This is a genomic window from Pseudomonas sp. 01L34, from assembly GCF_056400265.1.
The window spans coordinates 1-17,414 of the sequence record NZ_JBFTSX010000015.1; the positions used below are offsets into that span (position 1 = coordinate 1).

General features: G+C 59.9%; 9 protein-coding genes, 2 rRNA genes and 1 pseudogene. 7 read left to right on the plus strand and 5 right to left on the minus strand.

The annotated features are described in order from the left end of the window. Positions 1-4,140, plus strand: a pseudogene (locus AC1DQM_RS29600) (LapA family giant adhesin); the annotation flags it as partial. A gap of 147 nt (positions 4,141-4,287) precedes the next feature. Then, a complete protein-coding gene (locus AC1DQM_RS29605) occupies positions 4,288-4,626 on the plus strand; it encodes a hypothetical protein (RefSeq protein WP_019582912.1) in 339 nt (112 codons plus the stop codon). 48 nt (positions 4,627-4,674) lie between these two features. Here AC1DQM_RS29605 and lapD read toward each other — a convergent pair whose 3' ends face one another. Both lapD and lapG read right to left on the minus strand, forming a co-directional pair. Continuing rightward, the gene (gene lapD / locus AC1DQM_RS29610; protein ID WP_477747237.1) at positions 4,675-6,621 is read right to left on the minus strand and encodes a cyclic di-GMP receptor LapD; all 1,947 of its coding nucleotides are present in this window, start codon (positions 6,619-6,621) and stop codon (positions 4,675-4,677) included. A gap of 14 nt (positions 6,622-6,635) precedes the next feature. Continuing rightward, positions 6,636-7,328: a cysteine protease LapG gene (gene lapG, locus AC1DQM_RS29615; RefSeq protein ID WP_477747238.1), complete on the minus strand. Its 693-nt coding sequence runs from the start codon at positions 7,326-7,328 to the stop codon at positions 6,636-6,638. 266 nt (positions 7,329-7,594) lie between these two features. Between lapG and AC1DQM_RS29620 the strand changes: the two genes are divergently transcribed. From AC1DQM_RS29620 to AC1DQM_RS29640, 5 genes are all read left to right on the plus strand, one after another. Continuing rightward, entirely contained in the window at positions 7,595-8,305 is a 711-nt protein-coding gene (locus AC1DQM_RS29620; RefSeq protein ID WP_018930303.1) for a GntR family transcriptional regulator, read from the plus strand. 745 nt (positions 8,306-9,050) lie between these two features. After that, positions 9,051-9,827: a DUF3050 domain-containing protein gene (locus tag AC1DQM_RS29625; RefSeq protein ID WP_019582916.1), complete on the plus strand. Its 777-nt coding sequence runs from the start codon at positions 9,051-9,053 to the stop codon at positions 9,825-9,827. Further along, positions 9,824-10,753, plus strand: a complete 930-nt coding sequence (locus AC1DQM_RS29630) for a diiron oxygenase (protein ID WP_018930305.1) — start codon at positions 9,824-9,826, stop codon at positions 10,751-10,753. The genes AC1DQM_RS29625 and AC1DQM_RS29630 overlap by 4 nt, the downstream gene beginning before the upstream one ends. Positions 10,754-10,766: 13 nt before the next feature. After that, positions 10,767-14,183, plus strand: coding sequence for a non-ribosomal peptide synthetase (locus tag AC1DQM_RS29635; RefSeq protein ID WP_086944204.1), 3,417 nt, complete (start codon positions 10,767-10,769; stop codon positions 14,181-14,183). Between the two features lie 30 nt (positions 14,184-14,213). After that, the gene (locus tag AC1DQM_RS29640; protein WP_064615721.1) at positions 14,214-14,681 is read left to right on the plus strand and encodes an SRPBCC family protein; all 468 of its coding nucleotides are present in this window, start codon (positions 14,214-14,216) and stop codon (positions 14,679-14,681) included. Positions 14,682-14,802: 121 nt separating this feature from the next. Here the strand turns inward: AC1DQM_RS29640 and AC1DQM_RS29645 are convergent, their stop codons facing one another. The 3 genes from AC1DQM_RS29645 to rrf (AC1DQM_RS29655) form a co-directional block, all read right to left on the minus strand. After that, a complete protein-coding gene (locus tag AC1DQM_RS29645) occupies positions 14,803-16,683 on the minus strand; it encodes a methyl-accepting chemotaxis protein (protein WP_064615719.1) in 1,881 nt (626 codons plus the stop codon). A gap of 407 nt (positions 16,684-17,090) precedes the next feature. Continuing rightward, positions 17,091-17,206: ribosomal RNA gene (gene rrf, locus AC1DQM_RS29650) — 5S ribosomal RNA — on the minus strand. Positions 17,207-17,313: 107 nt separating this feature from the next. Next, positions 17,314-17,414: ribosomal RNA gene (gene rrf / locus AC1DQM_RS29655) — 5S ribosomal RNA — on the minus strand; the annotation flags it as partial.

Consider the following 17,414-nt stretch of genomic DNA (forward strand, 5'->3'; position numbering starts at 1 on the left):
GCGCCGAACGACGCRTTGACCGGCCAYGCTCCGCTGACCAACTCGATCACCAACGTCAGCGGCGGCAATTACGAAAATCTGGTGGCGGACAAAACGCCGGTCAGCACCACCGTGACCGACACCGTCGACACCACCAACCTCAGCCTGAGTGCGACCAACTCGGTRGCCGAAGGTGGCCAGATCACTTACACCGCGACCCTGACCAACGCCGCCGGCACTCCGGTCACCGTGACCCTGAGCAACGGTGCCGTGATCACCATCGACGCCGGTAAAACCACCGGCACCGTGACCGTCCCGGCACCGTCCGATGACGTTTACAAAGACGCAGGCACGGTTCAGGCCACCATCTCCAMCGCCACCGGTGGCARTTTCGAAAACCTGGTGCCGAACACTGCCCCGGCGGTCACCACCGTCACCGATACCATCGACAAAACCGAAGTCAGCATCAGCGGCAGTACCTCGGTGACCGAAGGCCAGACCGCCAGTTACACCGTCAGCCTGACCCACCCGGCGCAGACCGAAGTGACCCTGAAAATCGTCTACAGCGGTACCGCCGCCGACGGTTCGGACTTCACCGGCGTGTACACCGTGAAGATCCCGGCCGGTGCCAGCAGCGCGAGCTTCAACGTCGCGACGCTGGACGACAAGCTCACCGAGGGTACCGAGAACTTCGTGGTCAAGATCGACTCGGCCACCGGCGGCAACTTCGAAAACCTCGCGGTCAGCAGCACCAACGGCAGCGTCAGCACCTCGATCATCGACAACGATGCCGCGCCGGTTCTCGACCTGGACGCCAACAACTCCAGCGGCGCCACCGGGGCCAACTACAACGTGACCTTCACCGAAGGCACCACCGGCCAGGGCGTCTCGATCGGCGACACCGACCTGAGCATCACCGACCCGGACAGCACGATGCTGACCGGCGCCACTATCGTGCTGACCAACCGTCAGCCGGGCGATGCGCTGAACCTCGGCAACAGTGTCAATGGCATCAGCATCAACGCCAACAGCCAGGACGGTACGGTCACCCTGACCCTGTCGGGCAACGCGACGCTGGCCGACTACATGCAGCAGATCAAAAACATCAGCTTCACCAACAGCAGTGAGGATCCAAGCACCGTGCCGCGGATCATCACCGTGACGGTGACCGATGGCAGCAATTACTCCAACACCGCAACTACCACGGTCAACGTGGTGGCCGTGAATGACGCACCGACCGCCGCGCCAGTTAACGTCACCGGCACCGAAGACACACCGTTGATCCTCGGCTGGTCGACCTTCGGCGTCAGCGATGTCGACAGCCCGACCGCCAACCTGGGGGTGAAAATCACTCAGCTGCCGGGCGACGGCAAATTGCAGTACCTGGACGGTACGACCTGGAAAGACGTAACGACCAACCAGACCATCAGCAAGGCCGACATCGACGCCGGCAAGTTGCGCTTCACGCCGGATGCCAACGAATCGGGTGTTGATGGCTACAACGGCAGCGGCGTGGGCAATAACCAGGCGGACTACGCGCAGATCAAGTTCCAGCCCACCGACGGTCAACTGTTGGGCAACACCGGCACGGTGAAAATCGACATCACACCGGTTGCTGACGCGCCATCCCTGAGCGTCGCGGACAACAGCGTCAAGTCCACCGGCCTGATCAAGGAAGTCTGGACCGGCCTGTCGGGCCTGGGCACCGATGGTAGTGGCGCGCCGTCCGGCACGCTGAAATCGGTCATCGACGCCGCAGGCACGCCGAACTCCACCGGCACCGTGACCAACGTTCAGTCCGACGGCGGCGTCACCGCCGGCACGGCCTCGAAAACCTCCGGCCTGATCTACCTCGAAGCCGGCAAGACGTACACCTTCAGCGGTACCGGCGATGACAGCCTGTTGGTGACCATCGGCGGCCAGAACGTGGCCGCGACGACTTGGGGTGCAGGCGGCAAGCTGAATGGTTCGTTCACCCCGACCACCAGCGGTTACTACACCCTGGACATCTACCACCACAACCAGAGTGGCCCCGGCAGCTATGACGTCAACCTGTCGGTCAACGGCGGTACAGCGGTCGACCTGAGCAGCGCCGGCGTGCCGCTGTACACCGGCGTGGCGGATCTGGCCGCCTCTGGCGTGACGGTTTCCGACCTGCACGGCACCAATGGCGAAGGCTACTACAACGGCTACAAACTCAACGAAGGCGCCGAAGGCACCAGCGTTCACCTGTCCGCGATCAAGACCGCACTGACCGACACCGACGGCTCTGAAAGCCTGAGCGTGAAGATCAGCGGCATGCCGGCGGGCTCCGTGCTCAGCGATGGCGCGGGCCACACCTTCACCACCACCAACGGCGAAGCCAACGTTACCGGCTGGAACCTCGGCAGCCTGACCGTCACCCCGCCGCCGTACTACAACGGCCAGTTCACCCTGACCGTGACCTCGACATCCACCGAAGCACTCGGCGGTTCGGCACTGAGCACCGCGCAGATTCCGGTCACGGTATACCCGGCGGCCTACAACGCCGTGACTGCCACGGCGGCCGACGACACGATCACCGGCACCGACGGCAACGACATCATGATCGCCGACATCGGCGGGCTGACCGTGGTACCAGGCACCAATTACAACATCGCGTTCATGGTCGACAGCTCGGGCAGCATGAGCAGCACGTCGATCAATGCCGCCAAGGATTCGTTGACGGCGGTGTTCAACACCCTCAAGCAAAGCCTGGGCGGCAACTCCGGGACCGTGAATATCTTCCTGGTGGACTTCGACACCCAGGTCAACAAATCAGTGTCGGTGAACCTGAACGACCCGAACGCGCTGACCTTGCTCAAATCCGTTCTGGATTCGATGTCGTCGGGCGGCGGCACCAACTACGAGGACGTGTTCAAAACCACAGCCAATTGGTTCCAGAGTGCCGACGCCATTGCCAACACCGGTGCGAAGAACCTCACGTACTTCATCACCGATGGCAAGCCGACCTACTACCAGAGCGGCGAGCAGACCAACCCGACCTTGTACGGCAACGTGAAGCTCGATGATGTCATCACCACCACCAACTACAAGTTGGGGCAGACCTATTCCAACTATCTGGACAGCACTCACTACCTGAGCATCGACAGCGCCGGCAACGTCACGCTGCAGACTCTGAAAAACTCTGGCCGCTGGAGCAGTTCCGAACTGGGCACCCTGCATGCCGAGGGTAACGGCACCTACGAGCTGTCCTATCGCGACGGCACCGGTAGCAACACCGATTCCACTACCATCGACAATTCCGGCAGCAGCTTCACGTTGCTGAACAACGTGTCGACGGTGGAGGCCATCGGCCTGAACAAGGACGTCACCCTCACCGACCTCAAGCCGTACGATTCGGATCAAACGCCACAAACCAACATCGACCCCAAGGACCTGGCCAACTCGATCATCGGCCATACCGAAGCGACAATGCCGGGTGCCGACACGGTCAGCGGCGGTGACGGCAACGACCTCCTGTTCGGCGATCTGGTGAGCTTCAATGGCATTGCCGGCGAGGGTTATCAGGCGATGCAGGCGTTCGTCGCCCAGCAAACCGGCGTCGACGTCAGCAAAGTCACCACCAGCAACGTGCACCAGTACATCACCGAGCACTACACCGCGTTCGACGTGTCTGGCGCTCACGATGGTAACGACACGCTGCTGGGTGGCGCGGGCAACGACATTCTCTTCGGCCAGGGCGGCAACGACCTCCTCGACGGCGGCAAGGGCAATGACATCCTGCTCGGCGGCACCGGCAATGACTCGCTGATCGGCGGCCAAGGTAACGACATCCTGATTGGCGGCTCAGGTGCCGACACCTTCATCTGGAAGGCTGGCGACACCGGCAGCGACGTGATCAAGGACTTCAAGGCCAGCGAAGGCGACCGCATCGACCTGCGTGATTTGTTGCAGGGTGAAAGCGGCAGCACGATTGACCACTTCCTGAAGATCACCACCGTGGACGGCGTGTCGTCCCTGCAAGTCAGCTCCGCCGGCAAGTTCAACGGCGCCGATGCCGCAGCGACCACCCCGGACGTGACGATCAAACTGGAAGGTAACAATTGGTCCAGCGCCAGCATCAACTCGCTGATTGCCGGTAGTGACCCGACCATCAAGATCGATCACAACAACAGCTGATACGCAGGCTGACGGCCGCCCCAACCGGGCGGCCGTCATGTATGCCCACACCTCACGGGTGACGATTTCGTCGTCGCACCGCATACTCGCCTGCGTTGGCCTATGCTGCTGACAGCACGACGCTGGTCCATTTCCGAGGGATGCTTAATGTTTTACGTGCAACGCGATGCGCAAGGTCAGTTAGTGCGCGTGGAAGCCACGGCCTACGCCGAGGCCACGGAAACGCTGCCGGCCGACCACCATGAAATCCAGGCCTGGTATGCCCACGAAGTGGTGGAGACCAGCCTCAAGCAGCTCAAGCAGAGCGACCTGGAGATGATTCGGGTACTCGACGACTTGATTCAGGTGCTGACCCAAAAAGGCGTGATCCGCGTCACCGACCTGCCGCCGGCTGCGCAAGCCAAGCTCATGGACCGGACCCAGGCACGTGAGGCGTTGGGCGGGTTGAGCCAGTTGATCGATGATGATGAGACGGGGTTGATTTAACCCCTGACGCCGATCATTCCCACGCTCTGCGTGGGAATGATGAGCGGGCTACTGCCAAGGCTTCGGCTCACCAAACAACTGCCCCTGAACCCCGTACAACCCCATCTCGCGAATCACCGACAACTCCCCTTCGGTCTCGACCCGCTCGGCAATCAACGGCAAATCGATGCTGTGCGCCGCTCGCTGAATCGCCTCGATGAACAGGCGCTTGTCGCTTTCCTGATCAATCGCGCGGATGTAACTGCCGTCGATCTTCAGATACGCCAGCCCCAGCCGCGCCAGGTTGCCGATCATGCTGAAGCGCCCACCAAAACGCTGCAGACTCAGCGAGAACCCAAGCTCACGCAAACGCCGCGTCAGCTGCTCCAGTACCGCCTGCTCGGGCAGTTGCTCTTCGCCGATTTCCAGGGTCAGTCGTTCGCCAAGATTCGAATGCTGACGCAGGATATCGAACACTGCGTTCAGCGCCTGCGGGTCCGCCAGTGTCGCCGAAGACAGGTTCAGCGCCAGCGACTCCTCATGGTCGACCATCTGCTCGAGCACCAACTCCAGCATCAAACGGTCCAGTCGCGCGGTCCAGCCGAAACGCTCAAGCCATGGCAAGAAACGCCCGGCGGGAATGGTCTGGTCCTGCTCGTCGAGCAGGCGCGACAGCACTTTGTAATGCAGCACCAACTCTGTGTCGTGGCTGGCCACCACCGGCTGGAAATACAGCTCGAAACGCTGCTGGTCCAACGCCTGATCCAGCAGGGTGTGCCAGGCGTGGTGATCGTCGCCAACCCGCGCCGGCGCGCCCTGATCGAGGCATGCCCAGCTCGGTTCACCCTGGCTTTCTGCCTGGGCCAGTGCCTGATCCGCCAACCCGATCACCGCTTGCGGCGAGTCGCCATGGGCAAACGGCGCCAACCCGATTGAAGCCACCGAAGCCACGTCCGTGGCGCCCGTCGCATGCAGGCTCCCCAAGGCACTTTCGAGATTACTCGCCAGTTGCAGCGCTTCTTCACGCACCAGCCCCGGTGCCAGCACGGCGAATTCCCCGCCACGAATACGCGTCACGAGGTTCTGGGTTTCCGGGTACTTGGCACACTCGCGGGACAACTGCTCGCCGACCGCTTTCAACAATTCATCGGTACGCTGACCGCCCAGCCGCTGGTTCAAACCGGCCAGATCCTTCACCCGCAACAGCAGCAAATAACCGGAGCTGGCCTGCTCCGAGTTGTTCAAACGCGCGTTCAATTGCATTTCGAAATAGCGCCGGTTGGCCAGGCCGGTCAGGTTGTCCTGATAGGACTCGGCCCGCAGCTTTTCACTGCGTTCGGCCTGCTCCTGGAACAGCGCCTTGAGCTTCTCGACCATCTGGTTCATGGCCTGCACCACCCGGCGCAGTTCCGGGGTGCGCGGCAGTTCTGGCAGGCTTAAGAATTCCCGGCGAGCAATGGCATGGGATTGCTTGACCATGTAGTCCAGCGGCTTCAGTTGCCGACGCAGCAACAACGCGCCCAGCACCGCACTCACCGCGCCGCAGAGCAGCAACCAGCCGAGGCTGCCCAACGCGCTCTGCCACAGCTTGGCCAACGCGAACATCGGATGGCTGACCACCTCGACCCGCGCGGCCTGCTCCCAGCCACGGCTGACAATCGCATCGCCACCAGCCGGTTCCAGGCCGATCAGTTTGACGAACCAGTCGGGCACGTTGGTGACCGCGGGGATGCCGCTGCGCTCGACAATCGTCTTGTCGTTGGTCAGATCGACCACGCGGATACTCGCGTAGTAACCGCTGTCGAAGATCGAGCTGACCAGCAACTCGACCATCGCCGGGTCGTCGATGTTCGGCGTCAGGGACAGCGCCAATGCCGTCGCGGCGTCCTGGGCGTGAGAACGCAACTGGTTGACGTACTGGGTGCGAGAGCTTTCCAGACTGACCATGAAGCTGCCGGTGAAGGCGACCACCAGGAACAGACAAATAGCGATCAACAGCTGTTTGAACAAAGACATCTGAGCGCGTGCTCCTAGTTAATCGTCTCGACCGGGAAACCTTCGGCCTGCATTTTCTTCAACACGTCCTGCCAGCGAGACAGGCGTTTGGTGTCTCCGACCTTCTTGTTGCCCTTGGCACCCGGCAGCCACAACCCTTCGGCATTGAAAGAGTAGACCGGCAGCAAATCGGTTCGCTGGTTGGCGGGCTTGATTGCATCGATCAGGCTGTCGAGCACCAAAGGCATGGCATCGGGGCTCGCGTAGTAGGTCAGCACCATGTGCGCGCGGTTCAGGCGCAAAGCCTTGACGTAGGTAATGCGCAGCTTGTCACTGGAGACACCAAGATGACGCAGACTGAAATACTTGGCGATAGCGTAGTCTTCGCAATCGCCGGCGCCCTTCCACAAGGCTTCGATGGGGGTTTCCCAATAATCGACCTCGTGCCACAGGTCGATGTCTTCTTCGTAGCGCATCTGCCTGTTGAAGAACTGGTTGACCACGTTGAGCTGCTCCAGCTCGCCGACTTGTTTTTGCGTGGCCAGCAACTGCTGCCAGGCATCAATGCGCTGCCGCCCTTCACCCAAAGGCCCGTACAATGCCTGCGCACGACGGCTGATCAGCGAAAAATCCCAGTCGGCATGCAGCCCGCCCAGCATGACGCCGGCCAGCAGCAGTGCGCAGCCTAGCCAGCGCAAAGTCCGAGGGATCGCGAAACGTACCGCCAATGCGAGGCATCCAGATCAGGCAGATGGAAATCTGGCTTGATGGTGAAGGTTAGTCTGCTAAAAGACAATGGCACGGTGAGATCACCGCCAACACGCTAAACTTTGCATTACGGGTGCAATAAAAAGATCGCAGCCTTCGGCAACTCCTGTGCCGAAGTCTGCAGGAGCTGCCGAAGACTGCGCCTTTTGACCGTTTGACAACCCGTCAGGCAGTCACTAGTGTCCATTTGGATCCAAATACTTCAGCCAATCAGGGTGCGTTTGTCGTGACACAGAAGCCCAACCCTCTCAGCAGCATCAAGGTCAACGGGCCGATTCCCGCTCATCTGGCACGCTCGGTGATCGAAGAAACCCTGCGCGCGGCCATTCTCGACGGTCGAATTCCTTGCGGCACCGCCCTGCGTCAGCAAGACCTCGCCGACCTGTTCGGCGTTAGCCGCATGCCAGTGCGCGAAGCCTTGCGCCAGCTTGAAGCGCAAGCGCTGCTCAACGTGATCGCCCATAAAGGCGCGGTGGTCGCACCGTTGGTTCAGGGCGATGCGGCAGAGACCTATGAGTTGCGGATCCTGCTGGAGTCCGAAGCCTTGCGTCGGTCGATCCCCCTGCTTGAAGACGCCGATTTCAAACAGGCTGCACACTACATCGACGAGTTGGAAACGGAACACGACTACACCGAGATCGGCCGGCTCAATCGCCTGTTCCACATGGCGCTTTACAACAAAGCCCCCAACCAGCGGCTTCTGAAGCTGGTCGAAGACGGGTTGAACGAAGAGGAACGCTTCCTGCGTTTCAACCTGGAAGCCATGGGCCTGGGCAAACTGTCCCAGGAAGATCACCGAGCGCTGTTGCGGGCCGCCGAGGACCGGGATATCGAGCACTCGGTGATGTTGCTCGAAAACCACCTCAACCGGGGTGTCGAAGTCATTACGCACTACCTCGCAAGCCCTGAGGCGCAGCGCAGGAAAACCTCGAAGTAAACCGCGGTGACAACCCCGAGCGAGCCATTGAACGGCTCGCCGCGATTTCTGGTTGATCCGCCCCTGGACTGCTCGACGAACAAATCTGCTTACAAATCCCCCTTTCGCCCACACCGCGCCGGTGTGCAGCGACTTCATGCCCACTCCCAAAGCCCTGTCACCCCCGAGCCCGATAATTGCACCTATCAGATCATGCAGGGGTGATAGCGAGCGCCGTGAATTACGCTCACTCTTGAGCTGCCAACGAATAATGACGGGCGACGCACCGCACCCCGGAGCAGTCACCCGCACCACAAGAACCAACGGAAGGAGTCTTGTCACGGGAAAGGAAGAACCGGCGTCGCTCCCAGCCAACTTCCACCCCCTCAGATCACATCAATGACCCAAGTAGAAAGTTGCTTCGAGTGAGGCATTCACTCTTTATTTGAATTTTGGCTTATATACGCCGAAAGGAGCAACTACGCCCAAATAAAACTTTATACAAAAGTCTTATTGAAACTTGTCGCGCTCGAAAAAATTAAACTTTCAATTAATTAAAAAAAACACTTGCCCGACACTTTATTCATGCATTAGTTTTTCTCCGCCGCCCACAAACACCGGGGCCAAGCACTACTCAGCGATTGCATAACCCTAATAAGCATCAATTCAATTGAGGCACCCGCTCGCCAATAGAAAACTTCAAGCAACCGTTACTTATTGATCAACACCCCCTCAACGGTATTCCAGATCACTTATAGGCTCGCTCATGAAACCGACTAAAGATCGTCTTAATCAGAAGAAAGCAGAACTTAGTGCGCACCCGATCTTTTCTGAAATACATTCGTTATCGGTGCTTCAACGCTTCATGGAAACCCATGTGTTCGCAGTGTGGGATTTCATGTCGCTGACCAAACGCCTGCAACAGGAACTGACCTGCGTTCAGCTGCCCTGGCTACCGCCACGAGATCCGCAGGCCGCGCGTCTGATCAACGAGATCGTGCTCGGTGAAGAGTCCGATGATCGTCCCGCCCAAGGTCACTACAGCCATTTCGAGTTGTACCTGGATGCGATGCGCGAAGTCGGTGCAAGCACGGTCGCCGTCGAACGCTTCGTGGCGTTGCAAAAAGAAGGCGTGAGCTACGACGTGGCCTTGCAAAGCGTGGACGTCGACCCGGCGGCCGCACAGTTCGTACGCCACACCTTGCACACCGCGTTGCATGCGCCGGGGCATAGTGTGGCGGCGGCGTTTCTGCACGGCCGCGAGAGTGTCATCCCGCAGATGTTCCAGCGGATTCTCGACGACTGGGGCATTGGCATCGAACAAGCGCCGACCTTCCGTTACTACCTGGAACGGCACATCGAAGTCGACTCCGAAGACCACGGCCCGGCGGCGGAAAAACTCCTCGCACGCCTGGTCAATGGCGATCCGCAGCGCGAAGAAGACGTATACGCCAGCGCCATCGCCGCCGTGGAAAGTCGCATCGCCCTGTGGGACGGCTTGCGCCTGAGCATGAGCGAACCGGTTGCCGAGGTGAACGCATGAACGCCGCCGACTACCAATCCTTCGCCGACGCCTGGGAAAGCCGCGCAACCATTCGCACCCGCCCCCGGCGTGTGCTGGAGAACGACGACAAGCTGATCTATCCGCTGAGCCGCCAGCCGCTGGTGCTGAGCGAAACCTTCCTGCGCGAATGCCCGGAACAACGGGATTTCGCCCTGGTACAGACGCTCTACAAGTTCATCAATGACGTGGTGATTTTCGAAACCGAGATCGTCGACAAGACCGCCCGCAGCATCGCTAAAAACCGCTTCAGCGTGGCGTTCCCGTTCGCCTGTCGCTACGACGCCATGACCGTGGTGGTGGACGAGGATTACCACGCCCTGGTGGCCATGGACTTCATGCAGCAGACCGTCGCCATGACCGGCATCACCCCCATCGAACTGCCGGATGAAATCGAACTGAGCCGTGCCATCCCGGCGGCCGTGGCCCTCGCACCGGAGCACCTGCGCAGTGCCGTGGAACTGATCTGCGTGGCCATCGCCGAGAACACCGTGACCGGCGATGTGGCGGCGTTCGCCAAGGACGACACGGTCAAGCAATCGATCAAAGGCCTGATGGCCGACCACTTGCTGGACGAGGGCCGTCATTCCGGGTTCTGGTCGCGGTTGGTGCGCATCTACTGGCACACCGCAAGCGAAGACGATCGCCAGTGCATCGCGCACATCCTGCCGGTGTTCATCGGCCATTACCTGACCAACGACATCCAGAAGTCCTTCGACTTCCGCCTGATCGACGCCTTGCAGATCAGCGACGCAGCACGTCAGGCCCTCAAGAGCGAAATGTCGGGGCTGGCCTTCCCGATCAATCGCCATCACCCGCTGGTCGCCAACATCGTGCGGTTTTTCCGCAGCAGTTCGCTGCTCGATTCACCGTGCGTGCAAAGCGCCCTGAGCGACTACCTGGTTTAACGAGGAGAACATCATGAGACGTCTCGATATTTTGCTCATCGGGCAAAGCCAGGCCCTGACCGAACTGGCGCTGGAGCTCGAACAACACGGTCATTCACTGGCGCGACTTGCGAACGTGGAAGAACCACCGCCAGGCCTATTTGATTTGCTGATCGACGATGCGAGCCTGCCATTTCGGGACTTCGGCAATGCGCCGCACCTGATGCTGCAAGTGGGTGTCGGGGTGTCGGGAACTAGCGGGCTGCCACCGCTGGACCTGCTGTGCACGTACAACTCGACGCCGTTGAGTCGCGTGCCGGTCGCCGAAGAGTTGTCCGGCAACGGCCAGGCATTGCGCCTGCGAGCGGTGGCCGAGCTGGTCGATCATGTGGCGCTGCTGGTCAGCCGCTTCTCCCGGGATGCCGACTATTTCCTGCAGGCCGAGCCGACGATTTCCGCGCACTTCGAACAGGTGGAAAACCTGCTGTTTTTAGAGCACCTGGCCTTCGTCCACCGTCTCAACAACACGGCAGAACCACGACTTCTGCAACTTGGGCAGATCCCGATGATCGAGCGGCTTGAACAGCGCTTTATTCAGTCTGCCGAGCGTGCGGCGCTGAACATCGCCGGCACGTCGCTGACCTATCGAGAACTGCACGCCCACAGCCGCGCCATCCAACAGCGATTGCAACCGTTGCTCGATCAGCATCAAGGGCCTCTGGTGGTCGGAGTTTGCCTGCCAAAATGCAGTGCGTTGTATGCGGGGATTCTGGCGATCCTCGGCAGCGGTGCGGTGTACCTGCCGCTGGAGCCGAGCCACCCGCTGCAACGTCAGCAGTACATTCTGGAAAACGCTGGAGCGGTGTTGTTGCTGCATGACGGAGAGCATCCACTCAGCGAGACGATGCCGGGGCTGGACATCAGCCGTATCGACAGCGGCGATGTGAACCTCGATCAACCCTTGATGCGCCAACGCCCCGATCTCGACGCGCCATGCATGGCGCTCTACACCTCGGGCACCACAGGTCACCCCAAAGGCGTGCTGCTCAGCCAGGCCAACCTCGCGCACTTCACCGCGTGGTACGCCGACTACGTGCAGCTGACCGAACAGAGCCGGGCGTTGCAGTTTTCATCGTTGAGTTTCGACTCGTCATTGATCGATATCTTCCCGACCCTGCTGCAGGGTGCAGAGCTGATCGTGCCCAACGAGGACCAACGTCGCGACCCGCTGCAACTAGTCGAGCTGATCCGCCACCAACAACTCAGCCATGCCTTTTTGCCGCCAGCCTTGCTGAGCATCCTGCCGCTGGATCAGTTGCAGGTCCTCGATCATGTGATGACCGGCGGCGATGTCTGCGAACCCTACGTAGTCCAGCAACTGACCCGCCAAGGCAATCTCTACAACCTCTATGGCCCGACCGAAGCCACGGTGCTGATCACCGCGCGGCAACTGCGTACCGGCGACAGCAACCGGACCCTCGGTGCACCGATTGCCAACAGTCAGGTGCTGATCCTTGATGAGGATTTGCAACCGGTGACCGAGCAAACCGTCGGTGAGTTGTACATCGTCGGCCCGGGGGTGTGCCTGGGTTACCTGAACAATCCGCAGCAGACTGCCGAACGCTATCTGAACCTGCACCTGCCGAACGGCCAGAGCCTGCGCGCCTACCGCTCCGGCGACATGGCCAAGTGGACCGCCGACGGTATCGAGCTGTGCGGACGGCGAGACAATCAGGTGAAGATTCGCGGCTTTCGGGTCGAGCCGGAAGAGATCGAACGCTGCCTGCGCGACAGCCAGCTGTACCGTCAAGTGGCGGTGGTCATCGATTGTCATCGGCGGATTCTGGCCTTTCTCGCGCAACCCCAGGAAGCGCAACCCGGTGCCGCTCGCGAAGCCTTGAAAGCCCATGCGATGCAGTTTCTGCCGGACTACATGCAGCCGATCGCCTGGACCGAACTGGCAAGCATGCCGTTCGCCAGCAACGGCAAGGTCGACCGCAAAGCACTGCTGGAATTGCCCGTCAACGTGACCGAAAACAGCCCACGGTGTTTGCCCGCCAGCGCCGATGAAGCGCTGTTGTTGGAAATCTGGGCTGAGCTGCTGGAGCTGCCCGCCAGCGACATTTCCACCGACGAAAGCTTCTTCAACCTCGGTGGGCACTCGATCCTGCTGTCGCGCATGCTCCTGCGTTTGCGTGAGGAGTTCGGCCGCAGTATCTCGATCAACCGCTTCATCGAACTGCCGACGATTGCGAAGCTGGCGACGTTGGTGCGCGGCTCCGGGACCGAGGAAGTGTTGAGTGAAAAAGCCCTGGCCGATGCCTTCCGTGAACTGGACATCGAGCCGCTGCCGATCAGCCGAATGGGCGATGTGCACAAGGTGATCGTCACCGGGGCCAACAGCTTTGTCGGTGTGCATATCGTCGAAGCGCTGCTGGCCTGGGGCGCCAGCGAAGTGGCGTGCCTGGTGCGCGATGGCGGTGGGCAATCGGCGGCGCAACGCTTTGCGGATGCGTTGCGGGAAAATCGCCTGGAGCATCTGGACCTGAGCCGGGTGCAGGTTTACGCGGCGGACATCACTCGCCCGCAACTGGGGCTCAGCGAAGCGGTTTACGAACGGCTGGATCGAGAGTTCGGCGCACTGGTGCACAACGCCGCCAACGTCAATCACGTCCTCGATTACGAGTCGTTGGCGCGGGATAACGTCGAACCGATTTTCGAGTGTCTGCGCCTGTGTGAAGGACGCAGCAAGAAGATCTTCAACTTCGTCTCGACGCTCTCGGCGTCCAGCACGATTTCCGACGATGGCCGGGTCCTGGAGTTGCCCGCCGCGCAGACACCGCCGATCTACATCAAGAACGGCTACAACCTGTCCAAATGGGTCGGCGAGCGGATCCTCGAAAGGGCGCGGGAACGTGGGGTTCGGGTCAATCTTTATCGCCCCGGCAATATCAGCTTCAACAGCCTCACCGGCGTCTGCCAGCCCCACAAGAATCGCCTGATGCTGATGCTCAAGGGCTCGATCCAGCTTGGTCAGGTACCGGAGTTCGCACTGAATTTCGACCTGATGCCGGTGGATTTTCTCGCCCGTTTCATCGCCTTCCATGCCAGCCGTTACCAGGCCGAAAAAGCAGTGTTCAACCTGCACAACCCCGAACCCCTGAGCTGGGACACCTACGTGGCTTCCTTTCGCGAAGCCGGTCGGGAGTTCTCGATGGTCAGCGTCGCCGACTGGCAGCAGCAATTGGGCCGGGTCGACAGTGATAACGCGCTGTTTGGCGTGCTGGGTTTCTACCTCAACGGCTTCGAGGAAGACATCGGCGACATCTCGATGATTGGCCACGACAACGCCCAGGCCGGTGTACGGCAGATGGGCGCGCACTACCCGGAAAAATCCCCGGCGCTGCTGCGACGCGGCTGCGACTACCTCAAAGAAATCAACTTCATCTGATTCACCCTAACCCCGCACGGAGCAAAAACCATGAATACTCTGCAACCCGATACCCTGATCAAAAACCCTCAAGGCTGCCACGTTGTGTCTTCGGTGGAAGTACCGGCCGACGCGGCGCAAGTCTGGGCAGTGGTCGGCAATTTTGCCGGCTTCGACCGATTCATTCCGGCGCTGTCGCACATCGAGATGACCGGCGAAGGTGTGTCGTCGCTGCGCAAGAAGTTCTTTAAGGACGGCAACCTGGTGGTCGAGCAGCTCAACTCCCGCAACGACCAGGCGCTGAACATGACCTGGACCACGATCTACAACACCTTGGGCGTGGCCAATTTGTGGGCAGCGATGAGTGTGGAATCCCTGGGTACAGACAAGTCGCGGGCGACCTGGACGATCATCGCCGAACCGGCCCAGGGCGGCGCCGAGGCCCTGCCGGGGTTCAAGCAGTTCGTTCAGGGGTTTGCCGATGATGCGATGGGGAATGTGGTGAAGCTGTTTGTGTAGCGCTTCAGTTCAGCGGTGACTGATCTACCGCTATCGCAGGCAAGCCTCGCTTCTACAGGTTAGCTCTTGTAGGAACGAGGCTTTCACGCGAAGAACGATAACGCGATCCTACTGACCTCAATCAGATCTTGAAGCTATCAACCAGTTGCTTCAAACGATTGGCCTGCTGGGACAGCGCATCACAATCCTTCAATGTTTCATTGAGGTTGGCCACGCTCTGCTGGTTCAGCAGGTTGATCTGGTTGACGTCGACGTTGAGGGTTTCGACCACGGCCGTCTGCTCTTCGGTCGCCGCGGCCACCGATTGGTTCATGCCGTCGATTTCGCCGATGCGCTGGGTCACGCTGACCAGTCGCAGGCCGGCCTGGTTCGCTACTTCGACGCTCTGCTCGCTGGACACCTGACTGGCGTTCATCGTAGTCACCGCCTCGCGAGAACCGATCTGCAGCGAGCTGATCATCTTGTGGATCTCTTCCGCCGACTCCTGGGTGCGATGAGCCAGGTTGCGCACCTCATCCGCCACCACCGCAAAACCACGACCGGCCTCACCGGCACGGGCCGCTTCGATGGCCGCGTTGAGCGCCAACAAATTGGTCTGCTGGGAGATGCCTTTGATCACATCCAGAATGTGGCCGATGTTGTCGGTGCTCGCGTTCAGGGTTTCGATCTGCGTGCAGGACAGGCTGATTTTCTGCGACAGTTCGGTCATGGCCTGGATGGTTTGTTCCACCACCTGACGGCCGTCATCGGCCTGCTCGCTCGCGCCGCTGGCGTGTTGCGAAGCATCAGCGGCATTGCGGGCGATTTCCTGGGTGGCGGCGCCCAATTGGTTGATCGCCGCGGCCACGCTGTTGGTGCGGGCGCTTTGTTCGTCGGAGCCGATGATAGAAGCGTTGGACGATGCCATCACCCGTTGCGACAGATCATGAACCTGGCGGGTCGCCGAGGACACTTCGCAAATCGATGCGTGAATCCGCTCCACGAACTGGTTGAAGGAACCACCCAACTCGCCGAACTCGTCTTTGCTTTCTACGACCAGACGACGGGTCAGGTCGCCCTCGCCCTGAGCGATGTCCTGCATCGCACGGCCCATCGTGGTCAGCGGACGCATCAGCACGTTGATCAGCAAGCTCAGCAGCACGGCAATGGCCGTCACAGCGATGAACATCGCGATCAGCGCCGAGGTGCGGAACTGGCTCAGTGGTGCATAGGCCTTGGCCTTGTCGATCGATAGACCAACGTACCACTCGGCATTCGGCAAACCGCTCACCGGTGTGAACGAGAGGATGCGGTCCTGCTTGTTCAGTACGACTTCCTGGATGCCTTTCTCGATGCGAACACTGGAACCCGGATAGATGTCTTTCAGGTTCTTCATCACTTGGTCTTTGTCCGGACTGACGATCACCTGACCGTCGGCACTGACCAGGAATGCGTGACCGATACCACCGAAGTCCACCGAGTTGATGATTTTCACCAGGGTTTCCAGGCTCAGGTCACCGCCGACCACGCCCAGCAGTTCGCTGTTCTTTTTCACCGGTATGGCAACGGTCACCACCAGCCCGCCGACCGCCGCCATATAAGGCGGGGTCAGCATGGTCTTGTCGGCGACCACGGCTTGTTTGTACCAGGGGCGCTGACGCGGGTCGTAGCCGTCCGGCATCTTCGCGTCAGGGCGCTGGGTGAACAGACCATTGGCCTGCCCGACGTAGGTGAACTGGAAGTTCGAGGTGAGGGCCGGTTGATCGACCAGCCCTGGCAAGTCAGCGTTGGCACCCTGATGGGCGACGTTCTGCGCGAGGTTTTCCAGGACCAGCACGCGGCCGCTCATCCAGTTCTGCACGCTGCTGGCAGTCAGGTCGCCTGCTTGCTCAACGGAGGACTCGATGTTTTGCCGAATGGTGTTTCGTTGCAGATAGTCGTTGTACAAAGTGAACAACGCAAACGCCAGCACCACGACGCCTGAAGCGGCCAGCAGGATTTTATGGCTGAACTTGAGATTCATTTCATGGGACTTCTTATGCCAAAAGTGGGGATGCGTTCCGGGTTGCAACATTCCATGTAACAGCGCAGACGGCATTCTGAAGCCGCTCTACTTTGGTGCACGCATGTCTCACCAGTCTTTCGGCACGAGCGGGAGAAAACTTAAGGATTTGTACAAAACTCGTCAGATAACCGCCGAACGGCGTGCTAGAAGGGACGGATTATTGGGCTTACCGCACGTCATGATCGCGGTGTTGGGTGTTTTGGCTGTGGTGTAACGATGAGGGGGGGTCTATATCTGATGCTACTGGCTCGAAGGAGTAGCGAGACACGCAGACCTGGATTTGACCCGCTTCAGACTTAGACTTCTATAAGCCCAGAAAGACAAAACCCCTGTCTGCATAAGCAGACAGGGGTTTCGGAATTTAATCTTGACGATGACCTACTCTCACATGGGGAAACCCCACACTACCATCGGCGATGCATCGTTTCACTTCTGAGTTCGGGATGGGATCAGGTGGTTCCAATGCTCTATGGTCGTCAAGAAATTCTGTGACCAGCCCGTTACAGCGGTAACGTGCCAGCAAAATTGGTGACTTCTACTAAAACAAAACCCCTACCTGCATACGCAGATAGGGGTTTCGGAATTTAATCTTGACGATGACCTACTCTCACATGGGGAAACCCCACACTACCATCGGCGATGCATCGTTTCACTTCTGAGTTCGGGATGGGATCAGGTGGTTCCAATGC

What these genes read in the sequence shown, in the direction of transcription:
- AC1DQM_RS29630 (WP_018930305.1), top strand. Translation starts at nt 9,824, where the DNA reads ATGAACGCCGCCGACTACCAATCCTTCGCCGACGCCTGGGAAAGCCGC.
- AC1DQM_RS29625 (WP_019582916.1), top strand. Translation starts at nt 9,051, where the DNA reads ATGAAACCGACTAAAGATCGTCTTAATCAGAAGAAAGCAGAACTTAGT.
- AC1DQM_RS29645 (WP_064615719.1), bottom strand. Translation starts at nt 16,683, where the DNA reads ATGAATCTCAAGTTCAGCCATAAAATCCTGCTGGCCGCTTCAGGCGTC.
- lapD (WP_477747237.1), bottom strand. Translation starts at nt 6,621, where the DNA reads ATGTCTTTGTTCAAACAGCTGTTGATCGCTATTTGTCTGTTCCTGGTG.
- AC1DQM_RS29635 (WP_086944204.1), top strand. Translation starts at nt 10,767, where the DNA reads ATGAGACGTCTCGATATTTTGCTCATCGGGCAAAGCCAGGCCCTGACC.
- AC1DQM_RS29605 (WP_019582912.1), top strand. Translation starts at nt 4,288, where the DNA reads ATGTTTTACGTGCAACGCGATGCGCAAGGTCAGTTAGTGCGCGTGGAA.
- AC1DQM_RS29640 (WP_064615721.1), top strand. Translation starts at nt 14,214, where the DNA reads ATGAATACTCTGCAACCCGATACCCTGATCAAAAACCCTCAAGGCTGC.